The 18,604-nt window shown below is 54.5% G+C and carries 15 protein-coding genes; 9 read left to right on the forward strand and 6 right to left on the reverse strand.

Features of this window, described 5'->3' with window-relative positions:
* The first annotated feature begins 145 nt into the window (after positions 1–145).
* Positions 146–2,596 (forward strand): endopeptidase La, encoded by a 2,451-nt coding sequence (lon, locus tag ABA45_RS15725; RefSeq protein WP_048387713.1) that lies wholly within the window; start codon positions 146–148, stop codon positions 2,594–2,596.
* 68 nt (positions 2,597–2,664) lie between these two features.
* Here the strand turns inward: lon and ABA45_RS15730 are convergent, their stop codons facing one another.
* Positions 2,665–3,192 carry a MarR family winged helix-turn-helix transcriptional regulator gene (locus tag ABA45_RS15730; protein WP_227506055.1) on the reverse strand — a complete coding sequence of 176 codons (528 nt, stop codon included), beginning with the start codon at positions 3,190–3,192 and terminating at the stop codon, positions 2,665–2,667.
* A 192-nt stretch (positions 3,193–3,384) separates the two neighbouring features.
* On the opposite strand from ABA45_RS15730, the gene ABA45_RS15735 reads away from it, so the two are divergent.
* The 8 genes from ABA45_RS15735 to ABA45_RS15770 all read left to right on the forward strand — a co-directional run bounded on the left by ABA45_RS15735 (position 3,385) and on the right by ABA45_RS15770 (position 11,826).
* Positions 3,385–4,500 (forward strand): branched-chain amino acid ABC transporter substrate-binding protein, encoded by a 1,116-nt coding sequence (locus ABA45_RS15735; protein WP_048387716.1) that lies wholly within the window; start codon positions 3,385–3,387, stop codon positions 4,498–4,500.
* A gap of 194 nt (positions 4,501–4,694) precedes the next feature.
* On the forward strand, positions 4,695–5,618 hold the full coding sequence (livH, locus tag ABA45_RS15740; RefSeq protein ID WP_048387718.1) for a high-affinity branched-chain amino acid ABC transporter permease LivH: 924 nt from the start codon (positions 4,695–4,697) through the stop codon (positions 5,616–5,618).
* A complete protein-coding gene (gene livM, locus ABA45_RS15745) occupies positions 5,618–6,889 on the forward strand; it encodes a high-affinity branched-chain amino acid ABC transporter permease LivM (protein WP_048387720.1) in 1,272 nt (423 codons plus the stop codon). Before livH ends, livM begins: the two co-directional genes overlap by 1 nt.
* Positions 6,890–6,895: 6 nt before the next feature.
* On the forward strand, positions 6,896–7,651 hold the full coding sequence (gene livG, locus ABA45_RS15750) for a high-affinity branched-chain amino acid ABC transporter ATP-binding protein LivG (RefSeq protein ID WP_048387722.1): 756 nt from the start codon (positions 6,896–6,898) through the stop codon (positions 7,649–7,651).
* A gap of 9 nt (positions 7,652–7,660) precedes the next feature.
* The gene (locus tag ABA45_RS15755) at positions 7,661–8,362 is read left to right on the forward strand and encodes an ABC transporter ATP-binding protein (protein WP_014872608.1); all 702 of its coding nucleotides are present in this window, start codon (positions 7,661–7,663) and stop codon (positions 8,360–8,362) included.
* Between the two features lie 168 nt (positions 8,363–8,530).
* Entirely contained in the window at positions 8,531–8,995 is a 465-nt protein-coding gene (locus ABA45_RS15760; protein WP_048387724.1) for a DUF3015 domain-containing protein, read from the forward strand.
* Between the two features lie 138 nt (positions 8,996–9,133).
* Complete coding sequence (locus tag ABA45_RS15765) at positions 9,134–10,957, forward strand: Lnb N-terminal periplasmic domain-containing protein (RefSeq protein ID WP_227506056.1); 1,824 nt, start codon at positions 9,134–9,136, stop codon at positions 10,955–10,957.
* Positions 10,927–11,826, forward strand: coding sequence for an alpha/beta hydrolase (locus ABA45_RS15770; RefSeq protein WP_048387727.1), 900 nt, complete (start codon positions 10,927–10,929; stop codon positions 11,824–11,826). The genes ABA45_RS15765 and ABA45_RS15770 overlap by 31 nt, the downstream gene beginning before the upstream one ends.
* A 238-nt stretch (positions 11,827–12,064) precedes the next feature.
* Here ABA45_RS15770 and pnp read toward each other — a convergent pair whose 3' ends face one another.
* The 5 genes from pnp to infB form a co-directional block, all read right to left on the reverse strand.
* Entirely contained in the window at positions 12,065–14,185 is a 2,121-nt protein-coding gene (pnp, locus tag ABA45_RS15775; RefSeq protein ID WP_048387730.1) for a polyribonucleotide nucleotidyltransferase, read from the reverse strand.
* Positions 14,186–14,357: 172 nt separating this feature from the next.
* A complete protein-coding gene (gene rpsO / locus ABA45_RS15780) occupies positions 14,358–14,627 on the reverse strand; it encodes a 30S ribosomal protein S15 (RefSeq protein WP_014872614.1) in 270 nt (89 codons plus the stop codon).
* A gap of 76 nt (positions 14,628–14,703) precedes the next feature.
* Complete coding sequence (gene truB / locus ABA45_RS15785) at positions 14,704–15,633, reverse strand: tRNA pseudouridine(55) synthase TruB (RefSeq protein WP_048387733.1); 930 nt, start codon at positions 15,631–15,633, stop codon at positions 14,704–14,706.
* Positions 15,630–16,088 carry a 30S ribosome-binding factor RbfA gene (gene rbfA, locus ABA45_RS15790; RefSeq protein WP_048387735.1) on the reverse strand — a complete coding sequence of 153 codons (459 nt, stop codon included), beginning with the start codon at positions 16,086–16,088 and terminating at the stop codon, positions 15,630–15,632. The genes truB and rbfA overlap by 4 nt, the downstream gene beginning before the upstream one ends.
* Complete coding sequence (gene infB / locus ABA45_RS15795; RefSeq protein WP_048387737.1) at positions 16,088–18,601, reverse strand: translation initiation factor IF-2; 2,514 nt, start codon at positions 18,599–18,601, stop codon at positions 16,088–16,090. The genes rbfA and infB overlap by 1 nt, the downstream gene beginning before the upstream one ends.
* Between the last annotated feature and the right edge of the window lie 3 nt (positions 18,602–18,604).

Genomic DNA, 18,604 nt, shown 5'->3' on the forward strand with positions numbered 1-18,604 from the left:
TCAACAAGATGGGGCGCCGGGCGGCGAAATTCAAGAGGAACGGGCCAAAGGGGTTAATAGGCGGCCTTGAAAATCAGAGTTTTGGCAGCAAATAAACAACAAACGTTCGACACTGAACACACCCAGTACCGGGAAGCCAAGTAGCATGACAGACGACAACAGCAATGACTCTCTGGAACAGCTCGAAGAAGATATAACCGAGTACATAGGCAAAGACGAACACAGCAAAGACCTGGCACTGTCTGAACAGACGCTGCCCAAGCGTCTGTACCTGCTGCCGGTGTCTAACCGGCCGTTTTTCCCCGCCCAGGTACAGCCCGTCGTGGTCAATCAAAACCCCTGGCACGAAACCCTGAAGAAAGTGAGGGAGACCGATCACGGCATGTTGGGCATTTGCTACGTTGACAACGAAGCCAGTGAAAAGGGCGTGCCTGACAGCAAAGATCTGGCCACCATGGGCTGCGCTGTGCGCGTGCACCACGCCCAGCAAAAAGACGGCAAGGTTCAGTTTATTGCACAGGGCTTACAGCGCTTTCGCATTGTGCGATGGCTGCGTCGCCGCCCACCTTACCTGGTGGAAGTGGAATACCCGCAAGAACCTACCGAAGACCTTGATGAAACCAAGGCCTATACAATGGCCGTTATCAGCGCCATCAAAGAGCTGCTGCGCACCAACCCGCTTTATGGCGAGGAAGTGAAGCAGTACCTGACGCGCTTCGGCCCAGAGGACAGTTCACCGTTGACCGACTTCGGCGCATCGATGACCAGCGAACCTGGCGCGAAATTGCAGGAAGTACTGGATACCGTTCCGCTGTTGCAACGCATGGATAAAGTGCTGCTGCTCATGCGTAAAGAGCTGGAAGTGGCCAAGCTGCAGTCTGAAATTAGCGCGGAAGTGAACCAAAAGGTACAAAAGCACCAACGCGAGTTCTTTTTGAAAGAACAGCTGAAAGTGATTCAGCGCGAACTGGGCATGTCAAAAGACGACAAAACTGCCGACGCCGAACGCTTCGAAGGGCGCATGGCGGAACTAGACCCGCCCAAAGCGGTGCGCGAACGTTTTGATGAAGAACTGCAAAAACTGCGAATTCTTGAACAGGGCTCGCCGGAGTATGGTGTTACCCGCAATTATCTGGACTGGATAACCCAAGTGCCTTGGGGCCAGCACTCACAGGATCATTTCGACCTCGCCGAGGCGCGACACATTCTGGACAAAGACCATGATGGCTTGGGCGATGTAAAAGACCGCATTATCGAGTTTCTGGCAGAGGGCAGCTTCAAAAAAGAAGTCAGCGGCACCATCCTGCTGTTGGTGGGCCCGCCGGGCGTGGGCAAAACCTCCATCGGCCATTCGGTGGCAGACGCGCTGGGGCGCAAGTTCTATCGCTTTAGCGTAGGCGGCATGCGTGACGAAGCCGAAATTAAAGGCCATCGACGCACCTATATTGGCGCCATGCCCGGCAAATTCGTGCAAGCACTGAAAGACACAAAAGTGGCCAACCCGGTCATTATGCTGGATGAAATCGACAAGATTGGGGCGTCTTACCAGGGCGACCCGGCCTCTGCCCTGCTGGAAACTCTCGACCCAGAGCAGAACCGCGAGTTTCTGGACCACTATCTGGATGTGCGCATGGATTTGTCAAAAGTGCTGTTCATCTGCACCGCCAACCAACTGGATACCATACCGCGACCGCTGCTCGACCGCATGGACGTGATTCGCCTGTCTGGCTATATAGCGGAAGAAAAGCTGGCGATCGCCAAGCACCACCTATTACCCAAACTGCTGAAACGCGCTGGACTGCTTAAAAAGCAGATGAACATTTCCGACGCCGCCATAAAACAGGTGATTGAAGGCTATGCCCGTGAAGCCGGGGTGCGTGGTCTGGAAAAGATGCTGCACAAAATCATCCGCAAGGGCATCGTCAAGTTGCTCGAAAATCCTGACTTACCCATTCGCGTTGGCATTGCCGACGTACAGGAATACCTGGGGCAACCTGTCTTCCGCAAAGAAAAATCCATGAAGGGCATCGGCGTCGTCACGGGTTTAGCCTGGACCTCCATGGGCGGCGCTACGCTCAGCATTGAGGCCTCGCGCATTCACAGCAGCCAGCGCGGTTTCAAACTGACCGGACAGCTGGGGGATGTGATGCGCGAATCCGCCGAGATTGCCTACAGCTTTGTCGCGTCTAATTTGAAACGTTATAAAGGCGACCCGGTGTTTTTCGACAAATCTCTGGTGCACCTGCACGTGCCGGAAGGCGCCACGCCGAAAGACGGCCCAAGCGCAGGCGTCACTATGGCCACAGCGCTGCTGTCGATTGCCCGTCGTGAAGCGCCGCAGCAAAACATCGCCATGACCGGTGAGCTAACACTGACCGGGCAGGTACTGCCAGTAGGGGGAATACGGGAAAAAGTGATCGCCGCCCGACGGCAGAAAATCAACCAGTTGATTTTACCAGAAGCCAATCGAGGCGATTACGACGAACTACCAGGATATTTGAAAGAAGGCATTGCGGTCAGTTTTGCGAAACACTACAGCGATGTGTTCCAGGTTTGCTTTGGCCAACAACCGAAGAAGGGTGCAGTTATGCATTGACGCGCCGGCAGGCCACTCTTCGTCTCGGCCTGCCGCTTTACTATGAAGCCTTATTTAGAGGTTTCCTTTCAGCCATCTTCGCGCGGCACCGGACCTACATCCGGAACCGGTGATGGGTCTGTGTGGTCTGCGTCCATCATATTAGCCACTCGCTGCAACGAAGTCAGAATCATGGTTTGCTCCCACTCCGCCAAGGCCTGATATTTTTTAATGAAGTCTTCTTGCAGCGGGGTGGGCGCACGGGCCAGAATCTCGTCGCCGGCTTCGGTCAAGTGGGCGTGTACTTTGCGCTTGTCCTCAGTGCTGCGAACCCGGTATACCAAGTTGCGCAATTCCAAGCGATCTAAAATAGTGGTGACTGTGGCTTGGCTAAGGCTGACTGTATTAGCGATGGTGCCAATAGTAACTTGGCCCAAATCCCGTATGGTCCGCATAATCAGCAACTGAGGCGCGGTCAGCCCGGAACTTTTACTCAACCGTTTCGAGTGCAAATCTGTTGCACGGATTACCCGACGTAATGCTAATAATATTTCGTCGTAACTGGTCAACGCGCCGCTCCTGCCATGCTGATACCATTCGTACTGAGAATTATTCATATCACGACCTGTTGCAAAACCACCAATTGCCAACAATTTTTTAAAGCCCAGACAGCAATCAAATTGAAGACAAGCGGCGATTTGCAGGGCAAGATAACACTCGTGCAAAGCCTCCGCTTGACAACAACCAAGAGGTGGTGTTTTGTTAATGTCTAGGCACTACAATAAAACCCTGATTACAGGAAACTGATAATGAAAAACAACGTTAAAAAGCTCGTAACAGCCATTGCCGCATCCGCGGCTCTTATGGGCGCAGGTGCCACCGTAGCAGACATTAAAATAGGCATTGCCGGCCCCATGACAGGGCCGGTTGCGCAGTACGGCGATATGCAGTTTTCTGGCGCACGTATGGCTATCGAGCGCATTAATTCCGTTGGCGGTGTTATGGGTGAAAATCTGGTAGCGGTTGAATACGACGACGTGTGTGACCCAAAGCAGGCCGTGACCGTTGCCAACGCTTTAGTCAACGACGGCGTGAAATACGTGATAGGTCACCTGTGTTCCAGCTCTACCCAGCCGGCGTCTGATATCTACGAAGACGAAGGCATTCTAATGATTACCCCGGCCTCCACCAGCCCAGACATCACCGCTCGCGGTTATGAACTGTTATTCCGCACCATCGGCCTGGACAGCATGCAGGGTCCTGTTGCCGGGGAGTATTTGGCCAGTCTGAACCCCAAGAAAGTCGCGGTTATCCACGACAAACAGCAATACGGTGAAGGCATTGCCACCGCCGTGCGCGACACCTTAAAAGACGCTGGCGTCGAAATAGCCATGTTTGAAGGCATTACCGCAGGCGATAAAGACTTTTCATCGCTGGTGACTAAACTCAAACAGGCTCAGGTTGATTACGTGTACTATGGCGGCTATCACCCCGAATTGGGTCTGATTCTGCGCCAAGCTCGCCAGGCGAACCTGGACGCTGTATTTATGGGCCCTGAAGGCGTTGGCAACAAAGACATCAACACCATTGCCGGCGAAGCCGCTGAAGGCCTGCTGGTTACCCTGCCGCCCGCCTTCGACGAAAAAGACGAGAACAAAGATCTGGTTGCCGCGTTTGCGGATAAAAACGAAGATCCCTCCGGCCCATTTGTACTAACGTCCTACGCAGCGGTTCAGCTGGTAGCTGAAGGCATCGAAAAAGCAGGTTCCAAAGACCCGTTTGAAGTGGCCGCCGCACTACGCGCCAACAGCTTTGAAACGCCTATCGGCACCGTTCAGTACGACGAAGCCGGCGACATGAAGTCGTTCGAATTTGTGGTTTACGAATGGCACTCAGACGGCAGCAAGACTCCGGTCAGTAACTAACGCGGGCCCCCAAACCCGCCGCTGCCGCACGGGCGCAAACCCGGCGGCAGCGCTGAAAGAGACGACACCCCGTAGCCTGCCGAAGGTTGCGGGGTGTCTTTCCAAGCTTCTGATCTCAACGTTAATTGCGCAGCGCTCTTGCCTGTTGCGCGCTTAGATGGCCGTCAGAAGTCGATTTCCGGAGATGGCACCCCATGCAAGACCTTCTATACTTCTCTCAGCAGCTTATTAATGGACTGACGATAGGCAGCGCCTACGCCCTGATTGCCATCGGCTACACCATGGTTTACGGCATTATCGGGATGATCAACTTCGCCCACGGCGAAATTTATATGATTGGCGCCTACACCGCGCTCATCGCCATCACCGGTTTGACAACCCTGGGCATTGCCTGGTTACCGCTAGTACTGGTTGTGGCCCTGGTTTGCGCCATCCTTGTATCCAGTTCTATGGGCTGGGCAGTGGAACGAGTGGCCTATCGGCCCGTGCGCGGTCGGCATCGCTTGATCCCGCTGATTTCCGCGATTGGTATGTCTATTTTTTTGCAAAATTACATGCACCTGGCCCAAGGTTCCCGCAACGTCGGTTTTCCCTTACTGATCGAAGGCGGTTTCAATTTTGGTTCGGAAGGCGCCTTCCAGATGTCGCTGTCGTACATGCAAATCACCATCTTCGTAACCACCTTGATCTGTATGACCGTGCTATCGACGTTTATCTCGCGCTCACGCACCGGTCGCGCTTGCCGTGCCGTATCCCAGGATCTGGGCATGGCCAACCTGCTGGGCATAGACACCAACCGCATCATATCCGCCACCTTTATTATTGGCGCCGCATTGGCAGCGGTTGCCGGTCTGTTGCTGGGCATGTACTACGGCTCGGTTGATCCGTTGTTTGGGTTTATCGCTGGTTTAAAAGCGTTTACCGCAGCGGTACTGGGCGGTATTGGCAGCATTCCAGGTGCGATGCTGGGCGGGCTTATTCTAGGCATTGCTGAAAGCATGACGTCAGGCTATTTGAGTGGTGAATACAAAGACGTCATCTCGTTCAGCTTGCTGATCCTGATTTTGCTGTTCAAACCGACCGGCCTACTGGGCAAGCCAGAGGTTGAAAAAATCTGATGGCGACTTCTAATGTTCGGCACGCACTCTTTTGTGCCATCGTAACCATTGTTATTTCTTACCCCATTTTGGGGCTAAATCTGGAAGCCGAAGGAATCAATATTGTCCTGACTGGCACCGACGCCACTACCGTTGTGGCCATTGCGTGTGCGGCCCTGATGGTGTTTTTGTTTCAGCTTTTCCGCGACAGCGTGATGGGCAAACTGGGCGCCGTGAGTGACCTGAATCCGCTGACCGGCCGCAAGCCCATGGAGCAAAACAAACGGGCAAAGCTTGAAAGCTGGGTACTGACCGGGCTGGTCGTTGTGGCGCTGTTCTGGCCATTTTTCTCGTCTCGCGGCGCAGTTGACCTGGCCACTCTGGTGCTGATTTACGTGATACTGGCGCTGGGCCTGAACGTGGTGGTGGGTCTTGCTGGCCTGTTAGATCTGGGCTACGTGGCTTTTTACGCTGTGGGCGCCTACACCTTTGCTTTGCTCTCGCAGTATTACGGCATTTCGTTCTGGATGGCGCTACCCCTGGGCGCTTTACTGGCAGGGCTATTCGGCCTGCTTCTGGGTTTTCCGGTACTGAGACTAAGGGGTGATTACCTGGCCATTGTGACCTTGGGATTTGGCGAAATCATCCGCATACTTCTGAACAACTGGACCAACGTGACCGGCGGGCCTAACGGCATTGGCGGCATTCCGGATCCTACTCTGTTCGGAATGGAATTTGGCCGACGTGTTAAAGAAGAGGGTAATACCTCGTTTCACGAAACCTTCGGCATCGCCTACAGCGGCGAACACAAAGTCATATTCCTGTACCTGATTGCTCTGGTACTGGCCATTATTACCGCGCTGATTATTCGCCGGTTGATGAAAATGCCAGTCGGCCGCGCTTGGGAAGCCCTACGTGAAGATGAAATTGCTGCACGTTCCCTAGGCCTCAGCCGCACCGCGGTAAAGCTGTCGGCGTTTACCATCGGCGCCTTCTTTGCAGGTTTTGCCGGCACCATATTTGCATCAAAACAGGGCTTTATAAGCCCGGAATCTTTCGTGTTCCTGGAATCAGCCATTATTCTGGCCATTGTGGTGCTGGGCGGCATGGGCTCGCAAATTGGCGTAATACTCGCGGCCATTGCCGTCACCATACTGCCCGAGCTGGCACGGGAGTTTTCTGAGTACCGCATGTTGATCTTTGGTGCCGCCATGGTGCTGATGATGATCTGGCGACCCCAGGGATTGGTGCCCATGCGCCGTCTTCACATCACCCTAAAAACGCAGGAATAACAGGCAATGCTTAAAATACAAAACCTGGCCATGCGTTTTGGCGGTCTACTGGCGGTAGACGGCGTAAGTCTGGATGTCCAGGAACAGGAAATTCACTCTATTATTGGTCCCAACGGCGCCGGTAAAACCACCGTCTTTAACTGCATGAGCGGGTTTTACAAACCCAGCGGCGGCAAGATCATTTTTCAAGGCAAGGAAATTCAGGGCAAGCCGGATTACAAAATCTCGCGCATGGGAATGGTGCGCACGTTTCAACACGTGCGGCTGTTTACTCAAATGTCGGTGGTGGAAAATCTGTTGGTGGCACAGCACCGGCACTTGAACACTAACCTGCTGGCCGGTCTGGTAAAAACGCCAGACTATCGTGAACGTGAGCGCAAATCTCTGGATCGCGCCGCCTACTGGCTAGAGCGGATAGGCATGCTAGACCAAGCCAACGTCGATGCCGGAAACCTGTCTTATGGCCAGCAGCGGCGCCTGGAAATAGCCCGGTGCATGGTCACCCAACCGCAGCTGTTGATGCTGGACGAGCCCGCAGCAGGCCTGAACCCGGCGGAGACCCAGGAGCTGAACCAACTGATTGTCAGCTTGAAGGAAGACTACGGCGTGTCGGTTGTGCTGATTGAGCACGACATGAACTTGGTAATGGATATTTCCGACCGAATTACGGTCATTAACCAGGGCCGCCCACTTGCCAGCGGAACGCCGCAGGAAGTGCGTGCAAACGAAGACGTTATCAAAGCCTACCTGGGCGAGGCCTGAGGACCAGCCATGTTAATACTGGAAGATATACACACCCACTATGGCAAAATCGAAGCCCTGCACGGCGTATCAGTTGAAATAAATGAGGGCGAAATTGTCTCGCTAATCGGCGCTAACGGTGCCGGCAAAACCACACTGTTGATGACTGTATGCGGTGCCCCCCAAGCCAGTGCTGGTCGGGTTGTGCTCGACGGCCGTGACATCACCAAAGAGCCGACTTCGCAAATTATGCGTTCCGGCATTGCAATAGTGCCCGAAGGCCGACGTATTTTTTCCGGGCTGACGGTGAAAGAAAACCTGCACATGGGTGGGTTTTTCAACACCAAGTCAGAAATTCGCAAAAGCCAGGAACATGTTTACGAACTGTTCCCGCGTCTGAAAGAGCGGGAAAGCCAGCGTGCCGGCACCATGTCTGGCGGCGAGCAGCAAATGCTGGCCATTGGCCGCGCGCTCATGAGCAAACCGCGACTGATCATTCTGGACGAGCCGTCCCTGGGCCTGGCACCGCTCATTATCAAACAGATTTTCGAGATTATCGGCAAACTGCGCGATGAAGGCATGACGGTATTTCTGGTAGAACAGAATGCTCATCAGGCGCTGAACTTGGCTGACCGGGGTTACGTGCTGGAAACCGGGCGCATTCGCCTGCATGACACAGGCGCAAACCTGCTGGTGAATCCGCAAGTGCGGGAAGCGTATCTGGGGGGGTGAATATGGGAACTGTGCGGTAAGTAACCATAAAACAGGACTTTTGTGTGTTATCGCAGTTGGTGTGACGAGAAAATTGGCTATACTTGGTCGGGCGATGGCGTGCTACGTTCGGTAAAATCAGAACCATCGCTGCGATAACAGCCACATCAAAAAATCAAGGAATGAATAATGAAAAAACTAATCGCAGGTGCAATTCTTCTAGGGGCTTCTTCTATGGCCTTTGCCCAACCGGGCTGTGGCGTTGGCGCCATGATCTGGAAAGGCCAGTCTGGTATCGCTCCACACGTACTGGCGGCAACCACCAACGGATCTTTCGGCAACCAAACCTCCGGTATGACTACGGGCACCTTGGGTTGTTCAACCAATGCGTCTGTTCAATCCATGGCTATGTACATGGACAGCAACATCGACAAAGTGGCCCGTGACATGTCTCGCGGCAACGGCGAAAACCTGGACACTCTTGCCATCCTGCTTGGCGTAGAACAGGCTGACCGTGACAGCTTCCGCAGTGTGCTGCAGGATAACTTCGCCGCTATCTTCCCGAATGCAGACACCACCTCTGACCAGGCTATCAGCGCTATTGTTGCCCTGCTGCAGCAAGATGCCGGTCTGAGCAAGTACGTCGCTGCCTGATATTTCCGGTTCCTCGGAAATACTGTGATATCGGTGCGCCAGCGATGGCGCACTTTTTTTAAACCACGGACTCTGACACCTGCCATGGGCCAAACTTTTTGTTCTGGAACAGCCGCAGTCTTGTTCTCGTTGCTATCAATGCCTGCCCTGGCTGAAACAGTCAGCGTGCCCGCCGGTCTATATCTGTCGCCAGGCTGGCTGACACTGGGCCACTACCACCAGCCAAGCCTGAGCAGCGATTACAAAAGCCAGGCCGACGATGATGCATTTTTTCTCAGTGTCGACGGCAAGCTATCCCCAGAAGCTGAATTAACGGCCACGCTAACGGCCATTCAACAGCCGGGCGGCGGAGACCGGCACGCGCGCTGCCGATTTCCAGCCCGATCAACGTGGCTGCAACAAGAGCTGAACTTGCATTTGCCTGCGGTTGATTGCCCGGCGTATCAGCAATGGCAAAACGAGCTCAATACGGAAACCGTGACCCTGGTGTTTGCTGCCTCTTATCTAAACAGTCCGTCGTCTATGTTCGGCCATACGTTTCTGCGCCTGGACCCGCCTCAAGATGACAACGACACCGACCTGCTACTGGCCAACACCATTTCCTACGCCGCCGATGCCGCCGCTCACGACGGTGAGCTGATGTTTGCCTATCGCGGTATTTTTGGTGGCTACCCGGGCATTACCACGGTTCGGCCCTACTACGAAAAGATCCGTCTGTACTCGGATATTGAACATCGGGATTTGTGGGAATATCATTTAAACCTGAAGCAAAGCGAGGTCGACAGAATGACCGCTCACGCTTGGGAAATTCAGGACAAGAATTTTGATTATTACTTTTTTGACGAGAACTGCGCTTACCGCCTGCTAGCGCTAATTGATGTGGCGCGGCCGGGCACCAACCTGTTGGACGAAGTAAACACCCACGCTATTCCCTCAGACACCGTGCGCTGGGTTATCGACAAAAATCTAGTTGGTCATGTGGAATATCGTGCCTCTGCCGCCACGGCAGTAAGCCACTCTCTGGATTCTCTGAGTGCGCAACAACAGCTTATAGCTTCTGCCCTCGCCAACGGTTATCTAAAACCCAACAGCCCGGAACTAATGGCACTAAACGAGACTGATCGAGCTGCCGTGCTCGACGCCACTTACGATTACGTGCGCTACCAGAGCGAGGCCGACGGCTGGCCAAGGGACTTTGCGGCGCCCCTATCCCACGCTTTATTACGCGAGCGCAGCTCGCTCAACGCTGTCTATCCGCCACCGCCACCAGAACCCGCCGTGCGCGACGACCAGGGCCACAACACCTTCCGCCTTAGCTTGGGCAGCGGGAGGACAGAGGTTGGAGGTTCGAGTCGCAATTTTAGCCAGCTGACATTCCGCCCGGCCTATCACGACCTTCTGGACCCACCCGAAGGTTACCGCCCTGGTGCGCAGCTGCAGTTTTTAAGGCTGGACGCCCGCTATTACACAGATAACGACGAGCTACAGCTGGAAAAACTGACTGGCGTAGAGATACGTTCTATCAGCCCTCGCAACCGCTTTTTCTCGCCCCTGTCGTGGCAGGTCAGCTTTGGCGGCAGACGCACGGATACGGGGCGTGAGAGGGTTCTGGCGCCCTATCTGGACGGCGGGGCCGGCGGCAGCTGGCGTATCGCTAGCAACACGCAAGCATTTGCCCTGGCAACGGCGGATCTTGAAATCGATAATGACCTGGGTCGCGGTTACGATGCAGCTCCCGGCGCTGACCTCGGATTCCTGCACCAGAACCCACGCTTCAGCCTAATGGCCGGAGTGAAAACCAAAGCCTGGATTGTCAGCAACCAACATCGCCAGGACCAGCTTTATGGCAAAGCCAGCTGGCATCTTGGCCGTGAATTCAGCGTGTTCGCCGAGTTTAACCGTGAAGACCACTTCGACAGGATGCAAAACACATGGCAAGCCGGCCTGCACGCCTACTTCTGATTGGCTTAATGGCTGCTAGTTTCTCGCTGAGCGGTTGCAGTGGCCTGTTCTTTTTCCCCGACCAGACCACTTACATAACACCGGATCGGCTGAATCTGGAATACAGCGATGCCTTCATCAATACCGCAGACGGCGAAGTGTTACACGGCTGGTGGTTGCCAGCCGTAACCAAACCGCCGAGCGAAGGCGACATAGCATCTGGAAAAAACGCGAAAGGCACGGTTTACTACCTGCACGGCAACGCCCAGAACATCAGCAGCCACATCATGAACGTAGCCTGGCTGCCAGCCGAAGGTTACAACGTATTTGCGCTGGATTACCGCGGCTATGGCCGCTCAACCGGTTCGCCGGATATTGAAGGTGCCCTGCACGATGTAGAAAGCGGAATGCGCTGGCTAATCCAGCAGCCACAAACCCAAGGCAAACCGATCTTCCTGCTCGGCCAAAGCCTGGGCGGCGCCCTCGCCATCCCTCTGGCGGCCGAGTGGCAGCAACGTAACGAACAACCACCCTTGGATGGCGTTATCCTCGACGGCACCTTTGCCGGCTTTCGCGCCATTGCCCGCGACAAACTCGCCAGCTTCTGGCTTACCTGGCCGCTACAGGCCCCTCTAAGTTGGACCATCCCCAACGACTATGAAGGGACCGACTACATCGGCCGTATCAGCCCTACACCACTGCTAATGATTCACAGCGTGCTCGACGGCGTTATCCCCTTTGCCAACGGCGAAACCCTGTATCAGGCTGCGAAAGAGCCGAAGAATTTTCTGCAGACCGACACGCCCCACGTGGCGACGTTTGCCCTGCCGGAATATCAAAAAAGCCTGGTCAATTTCTTAAGGAAAGCCGGCGAGAAGAAAGAACTCTAAACAGCAAGTGGGCGAGGGTCGGTCAAAGCTGTACGGAGCCATGGATGGCGGAGCCCAAGCGTACAGGGACGTATTCACAGCGTGCTTTGAACGGCCCCCGCCCACTTGCTGCCACTCTCAATAACGGCCCCAGTCTTAAAAGGCAGAAAACAAAAAACCCGCCAATCCAACGGAAAGGCGGGTTTTTTTATATCAGGCTTGGGGACAGACTTAAGTCCGTCACCACGCCATCAAACCATCACGCAGAAAGGTCAGTCGGTTTCTCGCCTTCTTTCACTTCCTTCATAGACAGCTTAACGCGGCCACGGTTGTCTACATCCAGCACTTTAACCAGAACTTCTTGGCCTTCCTTCAGCTCGTCGGTCACGTTTTCAATGCGACGATCAGAAATCTGAGAGATGTGAACCAGGCCATCTTTGCCCGGCAGAATGTTTACAAACGCGCCGAAGTCGACGATGCGCTCAACGCGACCCTGGTAGATAGCGCCCACTTCGATTTCAGCGGTAATTTCCATAACCCGCTTAACCGCAGCCTGCGCCGCTTCCATGTTGTCGGCGTAGATTTTCACGTTGCCGTCGTCGTCCAGATCAATAGACGCACCGGTTTCTTCACAGATAGAACGGATAGTAGAACCGCCCTTACCGATCACGTCACGGATTTTCTCAGGATTGATCTTGATGGTGGTGATGCTAGGCGCACGTGATGACAGCTCGGTACGCGAAGCCGCAATCACCTTGTTCATCTCGCCAAGGATATGCTGGCGAGCGCCGTAGGCTTGCTCCAGGGCCAGTTCCATGATCTCGTCGGTAATACCGTTGATCTTGATGTCCATCTGCAGCGCGGTGATACCTTCTTTAGTACCGGCTACTTTAAAGTCCATGTCGCCAAGGTGATCTTCATCGCCCAGGATGTCGGTCAGGATGGCGAACTTATCGCCTTCTTTAACCAGACCCATGGCAATACCGGCTACGGCAGACTTGATAGGCACGCCTGCGTCCATCAATGCCAGACTGGAACCACACACCGATGCCATAGAGCTGGAACCGTTGGATTCGGTGATTTCAGACACCGCACGAATGGTGTACGGGAACTCTTCAACCGTTGGCATTACCGCCAGTAGGCCGCGCTTGGCCAGGCGTCCGTGACCAATTTCACGACGGCCGGGGCCCATCATACGGCCAGCTTCGCCAACGGAGTACGGGGGGAAGTTGTAATGGAACAGGAACGGGTCTTTGCTTTCGCCTTCCAGCGCGTCAATAATCTGCATGTCGCGCGACGTGCCCAGCGTGGTGGTCACGATGGCCTGGGTTTCGCCACGGGTGAACAGCGCAGAGCCGTGAGCACCCGGCAGAATGCCCACTTCGATTTTGATCGGGCGCACGGTTTTGGTGTCCCGTCCGTCAATACGCGGCTTGCCGTCAATAACTTGCTGGCGAACAACGTGCTTTTCGGTCTTGCCGAAGCACTTTTTCACGTCTTCAGCAGAGTATTTGCCGTCTTCGTCACCGGCCAGTTTCGCGATGGCGGCGGATTTGATCTCGCCCAGCCGCGCATAACGGTCCATTTTATCGCGGATGCTGTAGGCTTCTGCGATCGCGTCAGCGAAATCTGCCTTGATAGCGCCCATCAGTTCGACGTTTACGGCTTCAGCCTGCCATTCCCAGCGGGGCTTGCCAATTTCAGCGGCAAATTCTTTAATGGCGATAACGGCAGACTGCATTTCCTGGTGGGCAAACAGCACGGCGCCCAGCATTTGGTCTTCAGTCAGGCTTTTAGCTTGCGATTCCACCATCAATACGGCGTCTTCGGTGCCGGCAACGATCATGTCCAGCAGCGAAGTTGAACGCTCTTCGTGAGTCGGGTTCAGGAAGTAGCCACGCTCGTTGGTAAAGCCAACGCGGGAAGCACCAATGGGGCCTTCAAATGGAATGCCAGAAATAGCCAGGGCCGCAGAAGCCGCCAGCATGGCAGCAATGTCCGGATCCTGAGTTTTGTTGGCTGACATAACGGTCAGCACAACCTGGACTTCGTTCATGAAACCATTAGGAAACAGCGGACGAATCGGACGGTCGATCAGGCGTGACGTCAGCGTCTCTTTTTCGGTAGGACGCGCTTCACGCTTAAAGAAACCACCGGGAATTTTACCCACAGAGTAGGTTTTTTCGGTGTAGTTAACGGTCAGCGGAAAGAAGCCCTGACCAGGCTTGGCTTCTTTGGCACCTACAACGGCGCCCAGCACAGAAATATCGTCGATGGTTACGAGTACGGCACCGGTGGCCTGGCGGGCAATACGGCCAGTTTCCAAAGTAACGGTTTTGCCACCAAGTTCGAACGTTTTAGTTACGGGTTTAGGTTCCACAAAAAACTCCTGAATATCTTTCCGATTGATTCAATTACTCACCCATGTGGGTAACTGCTGTTCTGCGCTACACAAAAAAACACAACCGGCGGCAACGCTCTTGCAAGCACCACCGCCGGTTGGTCAGCCAGGGAAAATAACCATACCCCAGCTCTCAGGCCGTCGAAACAGATTAGCGACGCAGACCCAAACGCTTGATCAGCTCAAGATAACGATCAGCACTTTTGCCTTTCAGGTAATCCAGCAGCTTACGACGCTGGTTTACCATACGGATCAGACCGCGGCGTGAATGGTGGTCTTGCTTGTTGATCTTGAAGTGACCCTGCAGCTTGTTGATGTTAGCGCTAAGCAGTGCAACCTGAACTTCAGGAGAACCGGTATCGCTTTCAGCCTGCTGGTAATCTTTAACAATCTGAGCTTTCTCGTTGGCAGAAAGTGCCATAAACCACCTCAATATATTGCGATGCTTAAAAATACAGCCGAACCGCGCATCTCTACAGCTTGGCTAAACGGCTCGCCTACAGGCGGCCGCCGGTTTTAACCAGACGCTTAGGCACCAGCTGGGTACCCTCACTGTCCGGGAATGCTTCTGCCAGCCCAACAAAGTCTTGATTGCCATAAACGCGCACGTAACCCTGTTCAAGCTGAGCTTCTATTCTAACTGCTTGGCCATTCAATATCGACACCAGCACCGGTCCGCTCAGGCGGTGTTCGGGAAACATGCTGAGTGCCGCGTCTGGCGCTACCAGCAAGCCGTCCAGGCTTTCTTCACGCTCGCGCATGGCTTCCATCCCCGGTACGTCGTGGGCGTCGGCCAATGTAAAGCCTGCGGCCAGGGTACGGCGCAGTGCAACCACATGGGCGCCACAACCAATGGCTTCACCGATGTCTTCCACCAGCGAACGGATATAGGTGCCTTTTGTGCACTTAACCGCAATGTCCATTTCGTTATCGCGAATAGCCAACAATTCCAAACTGTAAATAGTGACCGGGCGCGCAGGGCGCTCAATTTCGATGCCTTGACGAGCGTACTCGTACAACGGGCGGCCCTTATGCTTGAGAGCCGAGTACATAGAAGGCACCTGCTGGATATCGCCACGAAAGCGGTCCAACAGAGGCTCTAAAACGTCGGCGGTCAGGCCTTCCGGCACGGGTCGATTTTCTACCACAGAGCCTTCGCTATCACCGGTTTCGGTGCGTTCGCCCAAGCGGGCGGTAGCAATGTAAGCTTTGTCGCTGTCTAGCATGGTCTGCGAAAACTTGGTGGCCTCGCCAAAGCACAACGGTAGCACACCGGTGGCCAGCGGATCTAAAGCTCCGGTGTGGCCGGCTTTGGCCGCCCCATACAACCGCTTAACCTGCTGCAAAATGCCATTGGAGGTTAAACCCTGGGGCTTGTCGATCACCAAAATGCCACTGACATCACGGCCTTTGTGTCGGCGGCTCAAACGCTGGACTCCGGATTGTTTTGACCATCAACATCGCCATCGGCGGCACTGTTATCAGCGCTGTCGCCGTCATCACCTACCGCGGGCTGATCACCCACGGCTTTGCGAATCAGGCCATCCAGGCGGCGGCTGTAACCCTGCAACTCATCAAAATGAAAGCGCAGGAGAGGCACCACACGCAGCTTCATCGCACGGCCAACCTGGCCGCGCAGAAACCCGGATGCCTTGTTCAGTACCGCCAGAGATTCTTTCACCTCTGGCGACTCTGCGCCAAGCTCTTCAGTAGTCAGCAAGGACACGTAAATGTCGGCGTAACCCAAATCACGGCTTACCTTAACGGCATTGACCGTAATCATACCCACCCGCGGGTCTTTGATTTCCCGCTGGATGAGCTGGGCCAGTTCTCGCTGCATCTGATCGCCAATGCGATCAATACGACTGAACTCTCTAGCCATTACGCCCCCGTGGATTCAAGCTTGCGCTCAACCCGAATACGATCGAATACTTCGATTTGGTCGCCCATTTTCACGTCGTAGCCTTTCACGCCAATACCGCATTCCATGCCGTTACGTACTTCTGGCACGTCGTCCTTGAAGCGGCGCAGGGATTCCAGCTCGCCTTCAAAGATCACCACGTTGTCACGCAGTACGCGAATCGGTTTGTTACGGTACACGTTGCCTTCAGTCACCATACAACCGGCCACCTGGCCAAACTTCGGCGAACGGAACACGTCGCGTACGTCGGCAATGCCGATGATGTCTTCGCGGAATTCCGGTGCCAACATGCCAGTCAGAGCCGCTTTAACGTCGTCCAGCAGGTTGTAAATAATGCTGTAATAACGCAGATCCAGGCCTTCCTGTTCAACCAGGCGCTTGGCGGCATTATCGGCGCGCACGTTAAAGCCAAAGATCACGGCACTGGTGGCCAAGGCCAGGCTGATGTCGGTTTCGGCTATGCCGCCAACACCAGAAGATACAATCTTCACCTGTACTTCTTCGTTGCCCAGATCCTGCAGTGAACGGGTAATGGCTTCCAGCGAACCACGAACGTCAGTTTTCAATACCACGTTCAGGGTTTTCACCTGGTCTTTGCCCATGTTCTCAAACAGATTTTCCAGTTTGGCTGCCTGCTGACGCTGTAAACGCTGTTCGCGCTCACGAACGTGGCGGAACTCAGCCAGCTCTTTGGCCTTGCGCTCATCGGCTACAACGAAGAATTCGTCACCAGCGTTAGGCGTGCCATTCAAGCCCAGAACTTCTACCGGAATAGAAGGGCCTGCATCTTTAACCTGCTTGCCAGCTTCGTCGGTCATTGCACGTACTTTCCCGAAGAAAGAACCTGCAACAACCATATCACCCTGGCGCAGAGTACCGTTCTGAACCAGTACGGTAGCCACTGAACCGCGGCCACGCTCTAGGCTGGATTCAACCACAACGCCTTGGGCGGGTGCAGACGGCGACGCCTGCAGCTCTAGAATTTCAGCTTGCAGCAATACCGCTTCCAGCAGATTGTCGACGCCATCACCGGTCTTGGAAGAAATAGGCACGAACTGTACGTCACCGCCCCATTCTTCCGGAATCACGTTAATGGCAGACAACTCGTTTTTGACACGATCCAGATCGGCATCTTCTTTGTCCATCTTGGTAATCGCTACCACGATGGGCACACCGGCTGCACGAGCGTGTTCAACCGCTTCTTTGGTCTGCGGCATAACGCCGTCGTCAGACGCCACTACCAAAATCACGATGTCGGTACACTGGGCACCGCGAGCACGCATGGCGGTAAACGCCGCGTGGCCCGGGGTATCCAGAAAGGAAACCATGCCGTGATCGGTTTTTACGTGATACGCACCAATGTGCTGGGTAATGCCGCCAGTTTCGCCAGACGCAACCTTGGTGCGGCGGATGTAATCCAGCAGCGAGGTTTTACCATGGTCAACGTGACCCATTACGCTGACAACCGGTGCGCGTTTAACCTGTTCTTGGCCTTCCTGGCTGCTGAATTCGCTCAGCACAGCCTCTTCAAAGGCGTCGTCGCTGATGGCTCTAGCGGTATGGCCCAGTTCGTTCACCACAAGGACTGCAGTTTCCTGCTCCAGGGGCTGATTAATAGTGGCCATTACGCCCATACCCATAAGGGTTTTGATCACGTCAACGGATTTCACAGACATAAGGTGGGCAAGATCGCCCACTGTGATCAATTCGGGAACTTCTACTTCTTTGACCATAGGTTTGGTCGGCCTCTCGAAGGCGTGTTGCTTCTCTTTAGGTTTCTTTTTCGAACGCAGCGGCTTGCGCAGCTTGGTGTCTTCGTCGTCCGAGGTAGCCCGTGGCGAATCCTGAGTGCGGCTGCGAGGGCCACGGTGGCCTGCCGATTTCTTCTTCGGCTTGCCGTCGTCGTTATCTGTTTCGTCGCTACGTTCGCGAACTTTTTCTTTCTTTTTCTTCGGCTTGCGGTCTTTACCATCGCCTTCAGGCGGCGGTATCGGCATGTCTTCCGGCGCTATTACGGCCGGCTTTTCTGCCTTCGCGGCCACTGGCTCAGCCGCAACTTGCTCTACCTTGGCTTCCGCAGCTTTGGTTTCAATCACAGCTTCCGGTGCTTCAACCGTTGTGGTTGCTTCAAGTGAAGTTACCGGCGTTTCCACGACGGCCTCTTCCGCTGATTCCAGCTGCGTTTCGGCGCGCTTAATATAAGTGCGGTGCTTGCGAACCTCCACATTCACGGATTTGGCTTTGCCAGCCTTCAACGTCGTGGTTGTTTTGCGCTTCAACGTGATTTTCTGAGGCTCAGCCTCACTGTCACCGTGGTTCTTACGCAGATACGTCAGCAGCTGCTGTTTCTCGTCACTGGAAACCGCATCGTTCTCAGAACGCGCTTTCAAGCCTGATTCCACAATCTGCTTCAGTAAACGATCCACGGGAGCGCCTACATCTTCGGCCAGTTGTTTTACCGTTACTTCCGCCATACT

This window comes from Marinobacter psychrophilus, assembly GCF_001043175.1.
GTDB classification, from domain to species: Bacteria; Pseudomonadota; Gammaproteobacteria; order Pseudomonadales; family Oleiphilaceae; genus Marinobacter; species Marinobacter psychrophilus.